Here is a 17692-nt window from a genome sequence, read left to right as displayed (position 1 = left end):
GGCAGCCCACCGCACGGGCAGATCACAGTGCCCCGCCGTACACGTGGCAGTCACGACCGCCCACCGCACGGAGCGGTCACGGCCATCCACCGCACGGGCAGGTCACAGTGCCCCACCGTACGGAGGGATCATGACCGCCCACCGCACAGGCAGATCACAGTGCCCCGCCGTACGGAGGATCATGACCGCTCCGCCGGTCAGGCGGGTCAGGGCCGGGTGGTGGCTCCGTCAGTGCCGAACGGGGCGAGCCAGCCGGGCGTGACCTCGGCGGCGAAGGCCACGCCCTCGGCCTCGCCGACGTCGATCGCCTCGTAGCCGCCGGTGCCCGCGCCGACTCCGGCGACCACGGTCAGCACTCCGGCACGCCGCTGGAACCACGTCTGCCGGAGGGTCCAGCCGACCACGGCCCGCTCCTCCACCACGGCCTGGGAGCGGCGCAGCGACCCCGACCGGACCGACAGGCGGGCCCCGTCGTAGGTGTGGCCGAGAGAGCGGTAGCGGTCCAGGCCGAGCGGGACGCCCAGCGCCGCCAGGAGCAACGCCGGCAGCGCGAGCCCCCACCAGAGCGGGGACCACGTCACGGCGGCCGCCGCCGCGCAGGCGGCGACCACCAGCCACGGGAAGACCGCCCGGAACAGCCGGCGCCTGCGCGCCGCCGCCGGGTGGGGCCGCAGCCCGGTGGCGATCGGGCCGATCGCCTCGCCCACCACGTCGAGCACCATGGCCCGCGGCACCACCGGCATCAGCTGCCCCCGGGTCTCGGAGTCGCCGAGACCCGTCACGATCGCCCACGCGCGGGCGAGGCCCGCCCATCGTTCGGCCGGCCCCTCCACCAGCTCGAACCCGCGCACCCTGCGCCGCTCCAGCGACACGCTGCGGCGGGTGACCAGGCCACGCTCGGCGATGAGATAGCCCTCCCTGGCGCGCAGGGTGAAGTCCCAGTTGAACACGGCGTACATGATCGCGCCGACGACCGGCATGGCGAGCACCAGCAGCACCAGGGCGCCGACGAGGAGGGCGGGGTGCCCCCAGAGCCACTCCCCCGCGCTCACCACGGCCCGTCCGTCGATCTTGAGCTCCGAGCCCCACTGGAAGGCCAGGCCCACGGCACCGGCCACCAGCGCGAACGGGGTCAGCAGGTAGGCCCCCGACAGGGGGCCGTAGGCGAGCCACTTACGCGGCACCACGAAGAACACCCGCTCGGGAGTCGTCTCACCGATCTCGTGACGGACCGTGGCGGGGACGGCGGTCCCCGCGGGCACGCCGGAGTCCGTCACGGCATCGTCGGCCGGGCCGGGCCCCGGGAGCGCGGGATCCGGCCCCGCGGCCGCCCGGGCGGCCTCCTGCGCCTGGGCCCGCCGCGCCATCCGGGCGCGGGCGTGCCACAGGAGCACGGCCTTGAGCCGCTCGGCCTCCTCGACGGTCACCCCGTCGAGCTCGCCCTCCTGCTTCTCGTCACCGCCCGCCCCGGTGTCGATCCTCAGCACCGCGATGCCGAGCAGCCGGTGCAGGGGCGGGTTGCTGACGTCGACGCCCCTGATCCGCTCCAGCGGGATCGTCCGTACCGACCTGCTGACCAGCGCCCGGGTGAGCTCCAGCCGGTCGCCGACGACCTGGTAGGTGAAGGTGGCCCAGCGGACGGCGGCGTAGACGACCGAGCCGATGACGCCGAAGGCCGCCCACCCGAACGAGCCCGGCGAGAAGCCGCCGATGAACAGGACACCGGCCAGCGGCAGGAAGAGCGAGGGCAGCATCCGGATCGGATCCGTCAGCAGCACCTTGGGGCTGAGCCGCAGCCTGGGGCCGGTCGGCGGGCCGTACTCCCCGGCCTGCGGGCCTGGCGGCGGGCCACCGGGCACAGGGGGCGCGGCCTGCGGACCTGTCGACGGGTCACCGGGAACGGCCTGCGGACCGCCAGGCACGGAGGGCGGCTCCGGGCCGGAGTCACCCGGCACAGGGTACGGGGCCTGCGGGCCTGGCGGCGGGCCGCCGGGGGCGGCCTCGGAGCGGGCCTCGCCCCGCACACCCGGCTCCCCCGGAGGGCTCTGCCGCCCTGGAGGCGCCACGGGCTGCCCGGGAGGCGGCGCGGGAGGACTCTGCCGCTCGGGGGGTTCGGTCATGTGGCGTCGTCCCTCAGCTCCTCGGCCCGCCGGGCGAGCTCCTCGGCCAGGGCCGCGGCGACCTCGTAGTCGAGGCCCTGGATCGTGGACGACCCCGCGTGGGAGGCGGTGCGGATCTCGACCGTGGCCAGCCCGAGCGTCCGCTCCAGCGTGCCCTGCGTCTTGTCCACCGTCTGGATCCGGCTGACCGGGACGAAGGCCCACTCCCTGCTGATCCACCCGGACCGGGCGTAGACCACGTCCCCGCTGAGCTCCCACCGGTGCACGGCGTAGCGCCAGAAGGGCTCGACGATCGCGGCCGGCACGACGAGCACCGCCACCACGGCCGGCAGCCACCAGACGCCGTCCAGTGCCCAGCCGGGCAGCCAGGACCACCGGCCCCCGTCGGCCCACCGGGCCAGCAGGAAGGATCCGCCCACCAGCACGACGGCCCAGAACGCCTGTTCCAGCAGCCACAGCGTGACGGCCTTGCGGGAGACCGGGTTGGCCGGGGCGCGCAACGGGACGCGATCGCCTCCCGGGGGCCGCGCACCCGCCCCGCCTGCCGCCGGGGCGCCGTTCGTGACATCCCTGTGCTCATCGGCTCGGTCGCTCACGCTGTCAGCCTAGAGGGTCCCGGCCGACGGCCCCTCGTGTCAGCGATCTGTCAGCGGCACCCACCGGGGTCAGCGGGCGATCAGAGAAGTGTCAGTGGAGCCATGCACTCTGGTGGCCCGATCACTAGGAAGAGGTGCCGATCATGCGATACGCCATTCAGGCGGAGGGTCTGGTGAAGCGTTACGGGGAGACCCGCGCCCTCGACGGGGTCGATCTCCTCGTGCCGCAGGGACGGCTGCTCGGTGTCCTGGGGCCCAACGGGGCGGGCAAGACCACCGCCGTGCGGATCCTGGCGACGCTGCTCCGCCCCGACGGGGGCAGGGCGTCGGTCGGCGGGTTCGACGTGACGGAGCAGGCCCACCAGGTGCGGTCGCTGATCGGCCTCACGGGACAGTACGCCGGGGTCGACGAGACGCTCACCGGCGTGGAGAACCTGGTGATGCTCGGCCGCCTGCTCGACCTGTCGCGGGCCGACGCCCGGGCGAGGGCGGCCGAGCTGCTGGAGCGGTTCGAGCTGACGCACGCCGGGAGCCGGGCGGCCAAGACCTACTCGGGCGGCATGCGCCGCCGCCTCGACCTGGCGGCCAGCCTGGTGGGACGGCCCCAGGTGCTGTTCCTCGACGAGCCGACCACCGGCCTCGACCCGCGCAGCCGCACCGAGCTGTGGAGCGTGGTGCGCGACCTCATGGCCGACGGGGTGACGGTGCTGCTCACCACCCAGTATCTGGAGGAGGCCGACCAGCTCGCCGACGACATCGTGGTGTTCGACCACGGCAGGGTGATCGCCTCGGGCACCTCCGACGAACTGAAGGCGACCACCGGGGCGCAGGTCCTGGAGGTCCGGCCGCTCCGGCCCGACCAGCTCGACCTGGTCGTCCAGGTCGTCGCCGACGTCGTCGGCGACACCCCGGCACAGGCCGGCGGGAAGGTCGTGGCGTCGGTGCACGACCCCGCGGTGGTGCCCGCGATCGTGCGGCGGCTGGACGACCTCGGGGTCGTCGCCTCCGAGCTCGCCCTGCGCAAGTCCAGCCTCGACGAGGTCTTCCTGGCCCTGACCGGTCACCCCGCCGAGGACGAGCCCGCCGGAACCATGAAGGACGAAGAGGTGTTCGCATGACCACGACGACCGCACCGGTCCCGGCCGCGGCCAGGCGTCCCGGCCTGTCGGCCGGGTTCCGCCAGACGATGACGCTCACCTGGCGCAGCCTGGTGCAGATCAAGCACAACCCCATGGAGCTGCTCGACCTGAGCGTGCAGCCGGTGATGTTCCTGCTGCTGTTCACCTACGTGTTCGGCGGCGCCATCGCCGGGAGCACGGGAGACTACCTGCAGTTCGCGCTGCCCGGCCTGATCGTGCAGAACGCGCTGTTCGCCACGTTGACCACGGCGATCGGCCTCAACACCGACATCACCAAGGGCGTCTTCGACCGGCTGCGCAGTCTGCCGATCGCCCGCACCGCGCCGCTGGCCGGCCGGATCGTCGCCGACACCGCCAAGCAGCTCTGGGCGCTGTTCCTGTTCCTCGCGATCGGCACGATCCTGGGCTTCCGGATCCAGACCGGGGTGACCGGCGTGCTGGGCGCGGTGGCGCTGCTGCTGGTCTTCGCGCTGGCGATGTCCTGGATGTCGGTGCTCATCGGCCTCAAGGCGAAGGATCCGGAGAAGGTGCAGATCTTCGCGTTCTCCCTGATGATGCCGTTGACGTTCACCAGCAACGCGTTCGTGCCGACCGACACGATGCCCGGCTGGCTGCAGGTGTGGGTGAACGTCAACCCCGTGACGCAGCTCGCCGACGCCGTCCGCGGGCTGCTGCTCGGCGGCGAGGTCGCCGGACCGGCGGTCAGCTCGCTGCTGTGGGCCGCCGCGCTGGCGGTGGTCTTCGCTCCCCTGGCGATCCGCGCATTCCGCAGCCGGGCCTAATCTGTCGGGACGCCGCGGACAGCCGGAGGCGGCCCGACCGCCGCGGAGACATATCGAAGAGAACCGGAGTGATCGCGTGTTGGTGGTTCACGGCGCATGGGTGGACGGGCGGCTGGGGGTCTGGGCGGAGGACACCGCCCGGGCCCCCGGCCCCGCCTCCCGGGCCACGCTCCGCCCCCATCCGTTCGCGGCCCCCGCGGCCGTCCTGGCCACGGCTCTCGGCGTGACCGGCCCGGGCGCGACGGCCGCCGGGGAGACCTCCGCCGGAGGCGGGACCGGGACCGAGATGGGGCGCGGGGCCGAGGAGCGCGAGCTGACCATCCTGCTCCCCGGCTCCACCAGGGGCCCGCTGCCCTCGCCCGAGTCCGGGCTCACGGGCTCGGCGCGCAACCCGAGGATCTCCGCCTGGCGCGTCCCCGCGCTGCTGCTCCCCCCGGCCGGGGCGCTCCGCCTGCTCGGCTCCCTGTCCGGTCCGGAGGCGGGCGCGAGCCGGTCCGGCCTCGGCTCGGAGGAGACGGACGGGGGCGCGCAAGGGCTCGAATGGGGTCCCGGGCTCTCCCTGCGCTACTTCGCCGTGGTCGCCGAGCACGCGCGCGCCCTGGTGCGGCGCGGCCGGATCCTGCCCCAGCTCGTCCTGGAGGACGGCGGCCGGGCCGCCCGCTGGCGGCCCGTGCTCACCGGCGCCGACCCGGCGGCGCTCGGCGACCTCGCCGCGGCCATGCCGCCGGTCTGCAGGGCGGTGGCCGGGGAGCGCCCGGCCAAGGACGTGCTGCACGAGGCCCTGGGCGGCCTGGTGGACGGCGCGGCGCGCCTGGCGCTGCCCGACCGTCTCATCCTCGGCCACCGGCCGGGGGCCAAAGCCCCCCTGCCCGACCGCTGGCTGTACGCGCTGACCGGCGAGGACGCCGCGCTCCCCGGCGCCAGGCCCGCCGAGGTGACGCCGCTCGCCGACGCGCTCGACGCGTGGTACGCCTCGGCGCACGAGCTGGACGGGCCGGTCCGGGCCTGCTTCCGGCTCATCGAGCCCGCCGGGGAGGGCGCGTCCTGGAAGGTGGAGTTCGGCCTCGCCCCCAGCCCCGCCGGCCCCGGCGACGCGGACGGGACCGGGGAGGCGGCCGGTTACCTGTCCGCCGACCGGATCCGGGCCGGGGAGCGGGCCCCCTGGCTGCCCGAGCGGCCGCAGGAGGTCCTCCGCGCCGACCTGGCCCGGGCCGTCCGCCTCCACCCCGACCTCTACAGCGCGCTGCGCGACCCCGAGCCGTCCGGCCTGGCGGTCGAGACGGCCTGGGCGTTCTCGTTCCTGCGCAACGGCGCCCCCATGCTGAGGGCCGCCGGCTACGGCGTGCTGCTGCCGGCCTGGGCGGGGCGCCAGGGGCTGGGCCTGAAGCTGACCACGCGGACGGTCGCCGGCGAGGAGGGGACCGGCCTGGACCGGCGGGTGAGTTTCCGGCTGGACGTCGCCATCGGCGACCACACGATCACCGAGGAGGAGCTGGCCGGGCTGGCCCGGCTCAGGATCCCCCTGGTCCAGGTCAAGGGCCAGTGGATCGAGCTGGACGACCAGCAGCTCAAGGCGGCACTGAAGGTCGTCGAGCAGCGCGGCGCCGGCGAGCGGACCGTGGGCGAGGTGATCCGTGAGGTCGTGGAGGGCGGTGACGAGGACCTGCCGCTGGTCGCGGTGGACGCCGACGGCCTCCTCGGCGATCTCCTCTCCGGCGAGGCCGAACGCCGTCTCACCCCGGTCGGCGTGCCCAGGGGCCTGAAGGGGACGCTCCGCCCCTACCAGGAGCGCGGTCTGTCATGGCTGAGCTTCCTGTCGGATCTGGGACTGGGCGGCATCCTCGCCGACGACATGGGGCTCGGCAAGACCGTGTCCACCCTCTCCCTGCTCCTGTCCGAACGCGAGGGCGGCACGCCCCCTCCGACGCTGCTGATCTGCCCGATGTCACTTGTCGGCAACTGGCAGAAGGAGGCGGCCAGGTTCGCCCCCTCGCTGCGGGTCCAGGTCCACCACGGCGGCACGCGCAAGCGGGACGGCGAGCTGGCGGCGGCGGTGCGGGAGGCCGACCTGGTCGTCACCACCTACGGCACGGCACTGCGGGACCTGGGAGCGCTGGCGGCCCTGGAGTGGGGCAGGGTGGTCTGCGACGAGGCCCAGGCGATCAAGAACAGCGGGGCGCAGCAGTCGCGGGCGGTGCGGTCGATCCCGGCCCGCACCCGCCTGGCGCTGACCGGCACCCCGGTGGAGAACCGCCTGTCGGAGCTCTGGTCGATCATGGAGTTCTGCAACCCCGGGCTGCTCGGCCCGGCCAAGCGGTTCCGCAAGCGCTACCAGGAGCCGATCGAGACACGGCGCGACGAGCACGCCACCCGGGCGCTGAAGCGGGCCACCGGGCCGTTCGTGCTGCGGCGGCTCAAAACCGACCGGTCGATCATCTCCGACCTGCCGGAGAAGCTGGAGATGAAGGTCTGGTGCACGCTCACCCCGGAGCAGGCGGCGCTGTACAGGGCCGTGGTGAACGACATGCTGGACAGGATCGACGGCTCCCGGGGCATCGAGCGCCGGGGCAACGTGCTGGCCACGATGACCCGGCTCAAGCAGATCTGCAACCACCCCGCCCACCTGCTCAAGGACGGCTCGCGGCTGGCCGGCCGGTCGGGGAAGCTCGCCCGCCTGGAGGAGCTGGCGGAGGAGATCGTCGAGGAGGGGGACAAGGCTCTGGTGTTCACCCAATACACCGAGTTCGGCTCCCTCCTGCAGCCCTACCTGGCAGCCCACCTGGACCGGCCGGTGCTGTGGCTGCACGGCGGGCTGTCCAAGAACCGGCGGGAGGAGCTGGTGGAGCGCTTCCAGCGCGACGACGAACCGATGCTGTTCCTGCTGTCGTTGAAGGCGGCCGGCACCGGCCTCAACCTGACGGCCGCCAACCACGTGATCCACGTGGACCGCTGGTGGAATCCCGCGGTGGAGGACCAGGCGACCGACCGGGCCTTCCGGATCGGCCAGACGAGGAACGTCCAGGTCAGGAAGTTCGTCTGCGTGGACACACTTGAGGAGCGGATCGACGAGATGATCGAACGGAAAAAGGCGCTCGCCGAGAGCGTGGTCGGCACCGGCGAAGACTGGATCGCCGACCTGTCCACCGAGCAGCTGCGCGAGCTGTTCCAGCTCGGCCCCGGGGCGGTGAGCTGACATGACCGACGGCGACGACGCGCTCTCACCGGCCGCCCCCTGCGACGGTCCCGGCCCCACCGCCGGACCGGCGCCGGAGGCGCTCCCCGACGGACCCGGCCCCGTGACCGCCGGACCGACCTCGGAGGCGCCCTTCGACGGGCGGCTGGCCGGCTTCTACTCCCCCGGCGCCTCGCTGAGCCGGCTGCGGCCGCGGCCGGACGCCGCGGCGGCCCCCACGGACCTGCTGCTGCGGGCGCTGGAGCCGCCACCGGTCAAAGTACGGCACATCCCCCTCCTCGACCTGCTGCGGAGGCACTACCGGGAGCTGGGCGGCGAGTAGGGCGCCCCGCCGCCGCGCGCCTGACCCGCGCGGCGGCGCGTCTAGCCCGCGAAGGCGATGATCTCCTCCCGGGACAGCAGGCGGCCGCGCTCGTAGCAGCGGGAGTATTCCAGCCGGCCGAGCGCGGCGACCGTGCGCTCGGTGATCCGCACGTGGTCGAAGTCGACCACCGCGTCGATGCCCCGGACCGCCGCCGCGCCGCCCAGGAGCACGGCCGCGGTGGCCGGGGCGCCCTCCGACAGCACCAGTCCGGCGCAGCCGATCAGCACCAGGCCCAGCACGGCCACCTCCCGCGTCTCCGCGGCCTGCGCCAGCGCGGTGCCGAGCAGCCGCCGGCCGCGGACCAGGTCGCCCTCCTGCTCGGCCAGCAGGCCCAGCGCCGTGTTGATCGAGGCCCGGGCGTGCAGCGGGATGCTGGGGGTCTCGTCGATCATGCGCATGGCCTCGGCGTAGTAATGCCTGGCCTCGTTGAGCTTGCCGTCCTCGCGGGCGAAATCTCCCCGGGCGCTGAGCAGGTTCAGTGCGGCGATCCGGTCCCCGTTGCCGATGGCGGCGTGGAGGGTCTCCTCCAGGAGCTCCTCGGCCGCCGCCCGGTCTCCCGCGAGGTTGAGCCCGAGCGCCAGGCGCCCCCGCATGTAGGCGACCTCCTCGACCGCGCCGATCTCCTCCATCAGGGCGAGCGCCTCGTGGACCTCCTTCAGCGCCCGTTCGGGCTCGCCGTGCAGGAAGTCCAGATCCGACAGGGAGGCGAGCACGTTGGCGACGCCCCAGCGGTCCCCGATGGCCCGGAAGTCGCGCAGGGCGGCGGACAGCTCGGTCCTGCTCTCGGGGATACGGCCCGCGAACAGGTGCTCGAACCCCCGGAACAGCCGCGCCGAGGCGGTCACCCAGGGGTCGGGGTGGGCGAACATCTCGTCGAGATAGAGGCCGTTGTCCGTGTTCAGGCCTGAGAACAGCGCGAGGACCGGGCCCGCCATCACGACCAGGGGGTGCCACGGCCGGGGCAGCGTCTCGGGCGCCAGCCGTACGACCTCCTCCAGCTCGGCCCGCGCCGTGTCGAGCTCGATCCCCGCGCCCACCGCGTTGGACCCGTAGGAGGCCCGGGCCAGGGCCAGCGAGGCGGGGTCGGCGCCGTCCCCGGCCAGCCTGAGCACCTCCCGGGTGCGGTGGGCGCCCTCGACCCGGTAACCGCGCAGCCACCAGTACCATCCCAGGGCGCCGACCAGCCGCAGCGCCAGGTCGGTCCGGGTCGCCTCGACGGTCCAGCGCAGCGCGGCCGACAGGTTGTCGTGCTCGGCGGCCATCTGGGTGACGGCGGCGAGCTGCCGGTGATCGCGGAGGCCGGGATCCGAGGTCTCGGCCAGCTCGGTGAAGAACATCGCGTGGGCCAGCCGCACGCGGCCCTGCTCACCCGACTCGGCCAGCCGCTCGGCGGCGTAGGCGCGGATGGTCTCCAGCATCCGGTAGCGGACGACGGTGCCGTGGCTGTGGGCCACCACCAGGGACTTGTCCACCAGCCGGGCCAGCACGTCGAGCACGTCGGCCCGGTCCAGGCCCTCCCCCGAGCAGATCTCCTCGGCGCAGTCGAGAGCGGCGCCCCCGGCGAAGACGGACAGGCGGCGGGCCAGCACCCGCTCCTGCCCGTCCAGCAGGTCCCAGCTCCATCCGACCACCGCGCGGAGCGTCTGGTGGCGGGGCAGCGCCGTACGGCTGCCGCCGGTCAGCAGGCGGAAGCGGTCGTCGAGCCGGTGCGCGATCTGCTCGGCCGACAGCGAGCGGAGGCGGGCGGCCGCCAGCTCGATGGCGAGCGGCGTGCCGTCGAGCTCCCGGCAGATCCGCACCACCGCGTCGGCCTCGTCCTCGGGCCGGTAGCCGGGCCGGACGGCCGCGGCGCGCTCGGCGAACAGGCGGACGGCCGGGTAGCCGAGGGCCTCGCCCGGGTCCCCGCCGCTCGGCGGGAGTCCGAGCGGCGGCACCGGCCAGGTCAGCTCTCCGATGATGCCGAGGGGTTCGCGGCTGGTGGCCAGGATGCGTACCCCGGGACAGCTCGCCAGCACCCGGTCGGCGAGCTCCGCCGCCGCCTCGACCACGTGCTCGCAGTTGTCCAGGACGATCAGCAGCCGTTTCCCGGTGAGTCCCGAGACGAGGCGGGACAGCGGATCGCGGGGGGCGGGCACGGGGATCGCGCCGGGGCCGGCGGCGGACGTCGGCGGCGGAGGGTCGCGCAGCTCCAGCGCCGAGAACACGGTCTGCGGGACCTCCGACGGCTCGGCCACCGGGGCGAGCTCGACCAGCCACACCCCGTCGGGCATCCGGCCGGCGACCGCCTCGGCCGATTCGACGGCCAGCCTGGTCTTGCCCGCGCCGCCGGAGCCGAGCAGGGTGACCAGCCGGTTCTCGGCGAGGAGTCCGGCCGTCCGCGCCAGGTCGCGCTCGCGGCCGACGAAGCTGGTGAGCCTGGCCGGCAGGTTGCCCCGCCGCGGGGCCTCGCCGGGCGCTGGGAGCCCCGGACCGCTCCCGCCGGACGGCGGGGCCTCCGGGCCGCTCCGGACCGGTGAGCCGCCTCCCGCGGGCGGCGGGCGCCGGCCGTCCTCGCCGGGCGGCGGGATCTCCGGGCCGTCCTCGCCGGGCGGCGGGGCCTCCGGGCCGCTCCGGGCCGGAGGCCGGGGCCGCGGGCCGCTCTCGGCCCATTCGCGGCGCAGCATGGCGAGGTGGAGGCCGGCCAGCTCGGGTGAGGGGTCCACGCCGAGCTCGCCGGCGAAGACCAGCCGGGCGTCCTCGTAGGAGGCCAGAGCCTCGACATGGCGGCCCGAGCCGTACAGGGCGCGCATGAGCTGGCCGCGCAGCCGCTCGCGCAGCGGGTGGGCGGCGATCAGGGCGGGCAGCTCCGCGGCGGCCTCGGCCTGCCGTCCGAGCAGCAGGTCGGCCTCGAGGCGGTCCTCGACGGCGGCCAGGCGGAGGGTCTCCAGCCTGGTGATCGCGGCGGCGACGGCGTCGTTGCCCGCCAGGTCGGCCAGGGCGGGCCCGCGCCACAGCGCGAGCGCGGCCCGGAGCGCGGTCGCGGCGTCGGCCGGGGCGCCCGCCCCGAGGGCCGCGCGGCCCTCGGCGGCCAGCCGGGCGAACCGGTGGGCGTCCACCCGGTCGGGATCGACGGCCAGCCGGTAGCCGGCCGCGTCGGCCTCCACCAGCCCGCGCTGATCGCCCAGCGCGCCGCGCAGCCGGGAGATCAGGGCCTGCAGCGCGTTGCCCACCGCGTTCGGCGGGCGCTCCTCCCACACTCCGGCGACCAGCCGACCGACGGGCACGGTCCGGCCGGCGTCGAGAAGGAGCAGGGCGAGGAGGGTCCGCAGGCGCTGCCCGGCGATCTCCGCCGCCTCTCCTCGCCGGCGGATCTCCAGGGGGCCGAGGATGGCGAAGGTCATTTCCGCGTCCAACCTCACCCCCTCCATCCTTCGATTCTGTCCGATTCCCGGGCATTTCCGAGCCATGGAACCTCGCGATCCGGTCTGCGCATCTTCCAGACCCGCGTAGCATCATCGGGCATGGGGCAGCCGAATACGTCTACGCGCCGCCCGCGGCGGACCGTCGGAACGGTGCTCGCCGCGGCGTTCGTCGTCGTCTCCTCCGGCTGTGGGATGGTGGGCAGCTCCGCCTCGGCCGACAGGCTGCAGCTGGAGCCGATCAACGTCTCGAGTCCTCGGTTGAAGGACGGCGCTCCGCTGCCGTCCGACTACTCGTGCAACGGCTCGGTCGGCAACCCGCCGCTGCGCTGGTCGGGGGTGCCGGACAGCACGAAGTCCGTCGCGATCGTGGCCGACAACAACGCGCGCGCCGGTGGAGAGGTGAACTGGGTCGTGTTCGACATCGACCCGCGTACCAACGAACTGGCCGAGAACAGCGTCCCGGTGGGAGCTGTGGAAGGAAGCACGACAGGCGGCAAGGTGGGCTACTCCCCTCCATGTCGCGCCCGGGAGAACTATCGTTTCACTGTCTACGCGCTCGACGGCAAGGTCGACCTCAAAAAGGGCGCCTCCCTCGACAAGACCTTGAAGAGCATCGCGGACAAGACGATCGCCTGGGGACGGCTCACCACGGCGCACATCGAGTGACAGGCCAAACACCGGAGGTATTAATGGTTACCAATTCTTCACTTAGGGTGTGACAACGCTCATAGTGGTCCGACACAATCAGATCCAATGTCCGTGCGCAGGTGATGCAAGGGGGCAGGTCGCGTCGATGGCCGCGCGACCTCACCGGCGCCGCTGGAAGGCCATGGCCTTGAGGGTGGTGCAATGATCGCGGTCGTAGTAAGTCTGGTCGCCGTCGTGCTCCTCGTGCTCGTCGTCGTGGCACTGGGAATGCGGTCGATGAACCGCAGGGAGAGCGCGCTCCCTGCGGAACGCCTGCGCGAGATGGCGGAGAAGGAGGCGCAGACCCCCACCACGTCCATCGACGACTTCGCCACGCGTGAGCCGAAGATGAACCATTTCTCGCCCGACCTCACCCCGTTCGACGAGCCCAAGCCGCCGCGCCCGCCGCGCCCGGCGGGCTCGCGCGGCAAGCGAGGCGTGAACGAGTTCGGCCAGGCCGACGACTACGACGACGACTACTGGACGCGGCTCCAGGCTGACGAGGGCGGTTTCGGAGGGTCCTTGGCAGCTCGGATGGGCGCCAGCCGTCCCGTCGGCGAGGACGGCCCGCCCCGGGCGGACGCCGAGGCGACCATGCAGGTGCCGCTGCCGAACCGCTCCCAGACTCCCCGGGCGGACGCCGACGCGGTGACCGTGCAGGCCCCGCTGCCCAACCGGACGCCGCCGTCCCGCCCCCCGGCCGCGCCCGCGCCGGCCGTCGCCTCCTCCTCCCTGCCCTCGGGCCTGGCCGACCTGGTCGGTCCGGTCCAGCCGGAGCCGGCCCCCACGACCGCCGCGCTCGCCGAGCAGAAGACGGTGACCTTCGCGGCCCCCACGCCCGGCGCCTTCGGTGAGGGCCGCGCCCCGCGCCCGAACACCCCGCGCTCCCGCAGGAGCAGCCGCGGCTCCGCCTCGGGCGGCGCCCCCGGCAAAGGCACGCCCTCCCGGCCCGACCCGTTGAGCGACCCGCTGGGCGGCTCCTACCCGCGCGGCACCGGCCCGGTGACCTCCAGCGGCTCGATGCCCGCCCGCGGCGCGACCGGCGGGCCCCTCGGCCCCGAGGCCGGCGCCGGACCGCTCCCCCCGATGCCTCCGATGGGCCCCACGACCAGTGGCGGTTTCCCCGCGTCACCGAGCGCGGACCCGCTCGCGGCGCCGTACGGCGCGGCGCCCGAACCGCCCAGGCCCATCTCCGACAACCCCTGGGCCCAGGCCACCGCCCCGGGCTCCGGAGGATGGCCGGCCGCCAACACCGCCGACATCCTCGACGACCCGGCGCCGTCCTACAGCTCCTACCAGACGCCGGTCCACAGCGCTCCGCCCGCGGCCTCCTACGAGGTCAGCTCCGGCTGGGCCACCATCGACGACGACGCGCTCACCGGCCCCACCCCGGCGCTGTCGACCCCGACGGGACCCTCCCGCAGCGTCTCCCCCTACGACGACCGCACGGCCGAGGCGCGGCCGGGGCCGGGGCCGGGCTACGGCTACGATCCCGCCCAGCGCGCCACCCCGGCGGCCCCGGCCGCCTGGCCGGAGCCCGCCTCCGGCGGCGGTGACGGCGCCAACGCGGCCTGGCCCAGCTACGGCGATCTCTACGGCACCGGTCCCACCGGGAGCGCCGCCGTCCCCGAAGATCAGGGCCGCGGTTCCCGGGGCAACCACCACCGGGCACAGGAGCCGGACTACCCCGACTATTACCGCTGATTTCTCCCGCTCTATGTAAAGGCCGCTGATAACCGCCCAGGCGGAGGGGGCCGACACCATAAGGTCTGCCCCATGGGGACGGACACGAAGAGTTACACGCCGCTCACAAGCAGTGGCCTTGCATCCGTGCTACGGCACGACCTGCCCGCCTCCCTGGTGGTCTTCCTGGTGGCGGTGCCCCTCTCGCTGGGCATCGCGGTGGCCTCAGGAGCACCACTGGCGGCCGGGCTCATCGCGGCTGTGGTGGGTGGCGTGGTGGTGGGCGCCCTGGGCGGTTCGACCGTCCAGGTGAGCGGCCCCGCCGCCGGTCTCTCACTGGTGGTCGCCGAGCTGGTCATGAGGTACGGCTGGCGCGCCACCTGCATGATCACCTTGATGGCGGGCGCCCTGCAGCTCCTGCTGGGGCTGTTCCGGGTCGCCCGGGCGGCGCTGGCGGTCTCCCCCGCCGTGGTGCACGGCATGCTCGCCGGGGTCGGCGTGGTGATCGCCCTCTCCCAGCTGCACGTCGTGCTGGGCGGCAGCCCGCAGCGCTCGGCGGTCGGGAACCTGATCGAGCTGCCCCAGCAGATCGCCGACAACCACAGCCACGCGGTCTTCACCGGCCTGCTCACCATCGCGGTCCTGGTCGGCTGGGCCCGCCTGCCGCAGCGGCTGCGGATCGTCCCGGCGCCGCTGGCGGCCCTGTTCGCCGCCTCGGTGACCGCCGGGACGCTCGGCTGGGACGTCACCAGGGTCGACCTCTCCGAGAGCCTGAGCGGGTGGACCGCGCCGCTGTGGCCGCGGGACGACTGGCACGGGATCGTCGGAGCGGTGCTGCTGGTGGCGCTGCTGGCCGGGGTGGAGTCGCTGCTGTCGGCGGTGGCCGTCGACAAGCTGCACAGCGGCAGGCGGGCCGATCTGGACAAGGAGCTCACCGCCCAGGGCGTGGCCAACATGGTGACCGGCGCGCTGGGCGGGCTGCCCGTGGCCGGGGTCATCGTGCGCAGCACCACCAACGTCCGCGCGGGGGCGCGCAGCCGCTGGTCGACGGCCATGCACGGTCTCTGGATCCTGGTGTTCGCGCTCTGCCTGGGCTGGACGATCAAACTGATCCCCATGGAGGCACTGGCCGCGCTGCTGGTCTTCATCGGCGTCCAGATGGTCAACGTGGGGCATCTGCGCAACCTGCGCGGCCACGGCGAGGTCCCCGTCTACGTCGTCACCATGGCCGGGGTCGTGCTGATCGGTCTCGCCGAGGGCGTGCTGATCGGCCTCGGCCTCGCCGCCCTGTCGGCGCTGCGCCGCCTCACCTGGATCAGCGTGCGGGCCAGGCCCGAGTCCGACGGCCGCTGGCACGTGCTGATCGGCGGCTCGCTGACCTTCCTGGGCGTGCCGCGGCTCACCTCGGAGCTGCGCGCCGTACCGGCCGGAGCCGCGGTGGAGCTGGACCTGAACATCGACTTCATGGACAACGCGGCCTTCGAGGCCATCCACACCTGGCGGCAGGACCACGAGCGCGGCGGCGGCACCGTCGACATCGACGAGATCCACGACGAGTGGTACGCCATGGCCGCCAGCGGCGCCCGGATGTTCCCGGCCAAGACCCCGCCGCGGGCGCCGGAGCGCTGGTGGCTGCCCTGGGCCCACCGGCGGCGGAGGCGGCCCGTGCCCACGGGCCCGCTGGTCCCGGCCCTGCCCACGACGGCGGGGGACAGCCCCGCCGTGCCGGACCTGCTGGCCGGGGCGCGGGAGTTCCACCGGCGCACGGCTCCGCTGGTCCAGCCGTTCCTGTCGGCGATGGCCCGCAAGCAGGAGCCCTCGCACCTGTTCATCACCTGCGCGGACTCCCGGATCGTGCCGAATCTGATCACCGCCAGCGGCCCCGGCGACCTGTTCACCGTCCGCAACATCGGCAACCTGGTGCCGCGGCTGGGGTCGGCGCCGCCGGACGACTCGGTGGCGGCGGCGATCGAGTACGCGATGGGCGCGCTCGACATCCGGACCATCACGGTCTGCGGCCACTCCGGCTGCGGGGCCATGGCCGCGCTGCTGGAGGGCGGCGAGAAGATCCACGAGCTGCCCGCGCTCGGCCGCTGGCTCCGCCACGGCGACCACAGCCTGGCCCGGTGGGCCGCCTCCGGAGGCGACGACGACGGACCGCTGGACCGCCTGTGCAGGTCCAACGTGATCCAGCAGTTGGACAACCTGCGGACCTACCCCCAGGTGGACCGGCTCGTCCACGCCGGGCGCCTGCAGCTGGTGGGCCTCTACTTCGACATCGGCACGGCCCGGGTCCATGTCCTGCAGCAGCCCCCGCTCACGGCCAGCCCGCTGTGAGCGTACGGCTCACGCCAGGGGTGAAGGCGTGTGATCCCGGCCGGGACGGGACTCCGGCGCGCACGGCTCCGTCCGGGCGCGGCATGATCCGCCCGGTACGGGACCGTCCGCCCGGCCCGGTCCGGACGTAGGATCCGTCCGAGCGCGGGAAGGGCGAGGCTCCTGGAGGTCGGCGATGACTGACTGGCGTGAGCTGCGGGAGGAACTGGTCGCGCAGGTGTGCGAGCGCGGGATCAGCCGGGCCGTGGCCGGTGCGCTGCGGGCGGTGCCTCGGCACGTGTTCCTGCCGGAGGTCCCCCCGCACACCGCGTACCGGGATGACGCCATCGTGACCAAGCGCGATGCGGAGGGCAGGCCGATCAGCTCCTCCTCGCAGCCGGCGATCATGGCCTTGATGCTCGACCAGCTCGGCCTGGAGCCGGGACAGCGGGTGCTGGAGATCGGCGCGGGGACGGGCTACAACGCCGCGCTGCTGTCGCACCTGGTGGGACCGGAGGGCCGGGTCGTGAGCGTCGACATCGACGCCGACCTGGTCGCGCGGGCCCGGGAGCACCTGGACAGGGCCGGGTGCGCGGGGGTGAGCGTGGTGTGCGGGGACGGCGCGGAGGGGTACGCGCCGCAGGCGCCCTACGACCGGGTGATCGCCACCGTCGGGGTGTGGGACCTCGCCCCCGCCTGGCTGGAGCAGCTCGGGCCCGGCGGGCGCATCGTCGTCCCGCTGGACCTGCACGGCGTGCAGCGCTCGGTGGCGCTGGAACGGGCAGACGGGCACTGGACGAGCCGGTCGGTGGTGCCCTGCGGGTTCATGCGGATGCGGGGTCCCTTCGCCGGCCCGGAGACGGTCCGGGTGCTGGACCAGGGGTCCGACCTCACGATCTCGCTGCCGGAGGGAGGTGAGATCGGCGATGTCCTGGCGGCCCTCGACGGTCCGGTCACCGAGCTGCCCACCGGGGTGGACGCGGGCCACGCACAGCTCGTCGACGGGCTGAGCCTGTGGCTGGCGGTGCACGAACCCCGCTGGTGCGCGCTGTCCGAAACACAGCCGGGGCGGCTGGCGTCGGGCCTCCTCGACCGTCGGGGGTTCAAGACGGTCGTCGGGATCATCGAGGGCGACAGCCTCTGCGTGCTGGAGCCGGACACCTACGACGCGCCGGCCGTGCGGGCCTTCGGACCCGGCCGCGCGAGGCTCGGCGCCGATCTCGTCGCCCACGTCCAGGCGTGGGACGGAGCGGGACGGCCGATGACGGCCGGGCTGCGCGTCGACGCCCACGTCGCGACCGTGCCCGCCGGCGGGCTGCTCATCCCCAAGCGGCACACCACGCTCGCGCTGTCCTGGGACGCCGGCGGTTTCCGCCGGGGAGACGATTGATCCTCCGCGGGCGGGGAAGCG

The 17692-nt window shown here is 74.3% G+C and carries 11 protein-coding genes; 8 read left to right on the top strand and 3 right to left on the bottom strand.

Annotation, left to right across the window (positions count from 1 at the left end; all coding sequences use genetic code 11):
* Positions 1-206: 206 nt before the first annotated feature.
* Complete coding sequence (locus ACWDS7_RS13500) at positions 207-1922, bottom strand: PH domain-containing protein (protein ID WP_451929511.1); 1716 nt, start codon at positions 1920-1922, stop codon at positions 207-209.
* Between the two features lie 194 nt (positions 1923-2116).
* Positions 2117-2716 carry a PH domain-containing protein gene (locus ACWDS7_RS13495; RefSeq protein ID WP_370879709.1) on the bottom strand — a complete coding sequence of 200 codons (600 nt, stop codon included), beginning with the start codon at positions 2714-2716 and terminating at the stop codon, positions 2117-2119.
* 143 nt (positions 2717-2859) lie between these two features.
* On the opposite strand from ACWDS7_RS13495, the gene ACWDS7_RS13490 reads away from it, so the two are divergent.
* From ACWDS7_RS13490 to ACWDS7_RS13475, 4 genes are all read left to right on the top strand, one after another.
* Complete coding sequence (locus tag ACWDS7_RS13490) at positions 2860-3834, top strand: ATP-binding cassette domain-containing protein (RefSeq protein WP_306867529.1); 975 nt, start codon at positions 2860-2862, stop codon at positions 3832-3834.
* Positions 3831-4637: an ABC transporter permease gene (locus tag ACWDS7_RS13485; RefSeq protein ID WP_451929510.1), complete on the top strand. Its 807-nt coding sequence runs from the start codon at positions 3831-3833 to the stop codon at positions 4635-4637. The genes ACWDS7_RS13490 and ACWDS7_RS13485 overlap by 4 nt, the downstream gene beginning before the upstream one ends.
* 76 nt (positions 4638-4713) lie before the next feature.
* Positions 4714-7830, top strand: a complete 3117-nt coding sequence (locus ACWDS7_RS13480) for a DEAD/DEAH box helicase (RefSeq protein WP_451929509.1) — start codon at positions 4714-4716, stop codon at positions 7828-7830.
* Between the two features lies 1 nt (position 7831).
* Positions 7832-8152, top strand: coding sequence for a hypothetical protein (locus tag ACWDS7_RS13475; RefSeq protein WP_451929508.1), 321 nt, complete (start codon positions 7832-7834; stop codon positions 8150-8152).
* A gap of 41 nt (positions 8153-8193) precedes the next feature.
* Here ACWDS7_RS13475 and ACWDS7_RS13470 read toward each other — a convergent pair whose 3' ends face one another.
* Positions 8194-11574, bottom strand: coding sequence for an AfsR/SARP family transcriptional regulator (locus ACWDS7_RS13470; protein ID WP_451929507.1), 3381 nt, complete (start codon positions 11572-11574; stop codon positions 8194-8196).
* Positions 11575-11694: 120 nt separating this feature from the next.
* On the opposite strand from ACWDS7_RS13470, the gene ACWDS7_RS13465 reads away from it, so the two are divergent.
* From ACWDS7_RS13465 to fxlM, 4 genes are all read left to right on the top strand, one after another.
* Complete coding sequence (locus ACWDS7_RS13465; protein WP_306867516.1) at positions 11695-12261, top strand: YbhB/YbcL family Raf kinase inhibitor-like protein; 567 nt, start codon at positions 11695-11697, stop codon at positions 12259-12261.
* A 183-nt stretch (positions 12262-12444) separates the two neighbouring features.
* The gene (locus tag ACWDS7_RS13460; protein WP_451929506.1) at positions 12445-13986 is read left to right on the top strand and encodes a hypothetical protein; all 1542 of its coding nucleotides are present in this window, start codon (positions 12445-12447) and stop codon (positions 13984-13986) included.
* 72 nt (positions 13987-14058) lie between these two features.
* A complete protein-coding gene (locus ACWDS7_RS13455; protein WP_451929505.1) occupies positions 14059-16302 on the top strand; it encodes a SulP family inorganic anion transporter in 2244 nt (747 codons plus the stop codon).
* Positions 16303-16477: 175 nt separating this feature from the next.
* Complete coding sequence (gene fxlM / locus ACWDS7_RS13450; protein ID WP_451929504.1) at positions 16478-17671, top strand: methyltransferase, FxLD system; 1194 nt, start codon at positions 16478-16480, stop codon at positions 17669-17671.
* The last annotated feature ends 21 nt before the right edge of the window (positions 17672-17692 follow it).

It is taken from the genome of Streptosporangium sp. NPDC003464 (genome assembly GCF_053588315.1).
Note: the sequence above shows the minus strand (reverse complement) of the source record. Positions and strands in the feature narration are given on the sequence as shown.

Bases quoted from the DNA above. Each gene is read 5' to 3' on its own strand.
- ACWDS7_RS13465 (WP_306867516.1), top strand. From the start codon at position 11,695: ATGGGGCAGCCGAATACGTCTACGCGCCGCCCGCGGCGGACCGTCGGA.
- ACWDS7_RS13490 (WP_306867529.1), top strand. From the start codon at position 2,860: ATGCGATACGCCATTCAGGCGGAGGGTCTGGTGAAGCGTTACGGGGAG.
- ACWDS7_RS13485 (WP_451929510.1), top strand. From the start codon at position 3,831: ATGACCACGACGACCGCACCGGTCCCGGCCGCGGCCAGGCGTCCCGGC.
- ACWDS7_RS13460 (WP_451929506.1), top strand. From the start codon at position 12,445: ATGATCGCGGTCGTAGTAAGTCTGGTCGCCGTCGTGCTCCTCGTGCTC.
- ACWDS7_RS13475 (WP_451929508.1), top strand. From the start codon at position 7,832: ATGACCGACGGCGACGACGCGCTCTCACCGGCCGCCCCCTGCGACGGT.
- fxlM (WP_451929504.1), top strand. From the start codon at position 16,478: ATGACTGACTGGCGTGAGCTGCGGGAGGAACTGGTCGCGCAGGTGTGC.
- ACWDS7_RS13455 (WP_451929505.1), top strand. From the start codon at position 14,059: ATGGGGACGGACACGAAGAGTTACACGCCGCTCACAAGCAGTGGCCTT.
- ACWDS7_RS13470 (WP_451929507.1), bottom strand. From the start codon at position 11,574: ATGACCTTCGCCATCCTCGGCCCCCTGGAGATCCGCCGGCGAGGAGAG.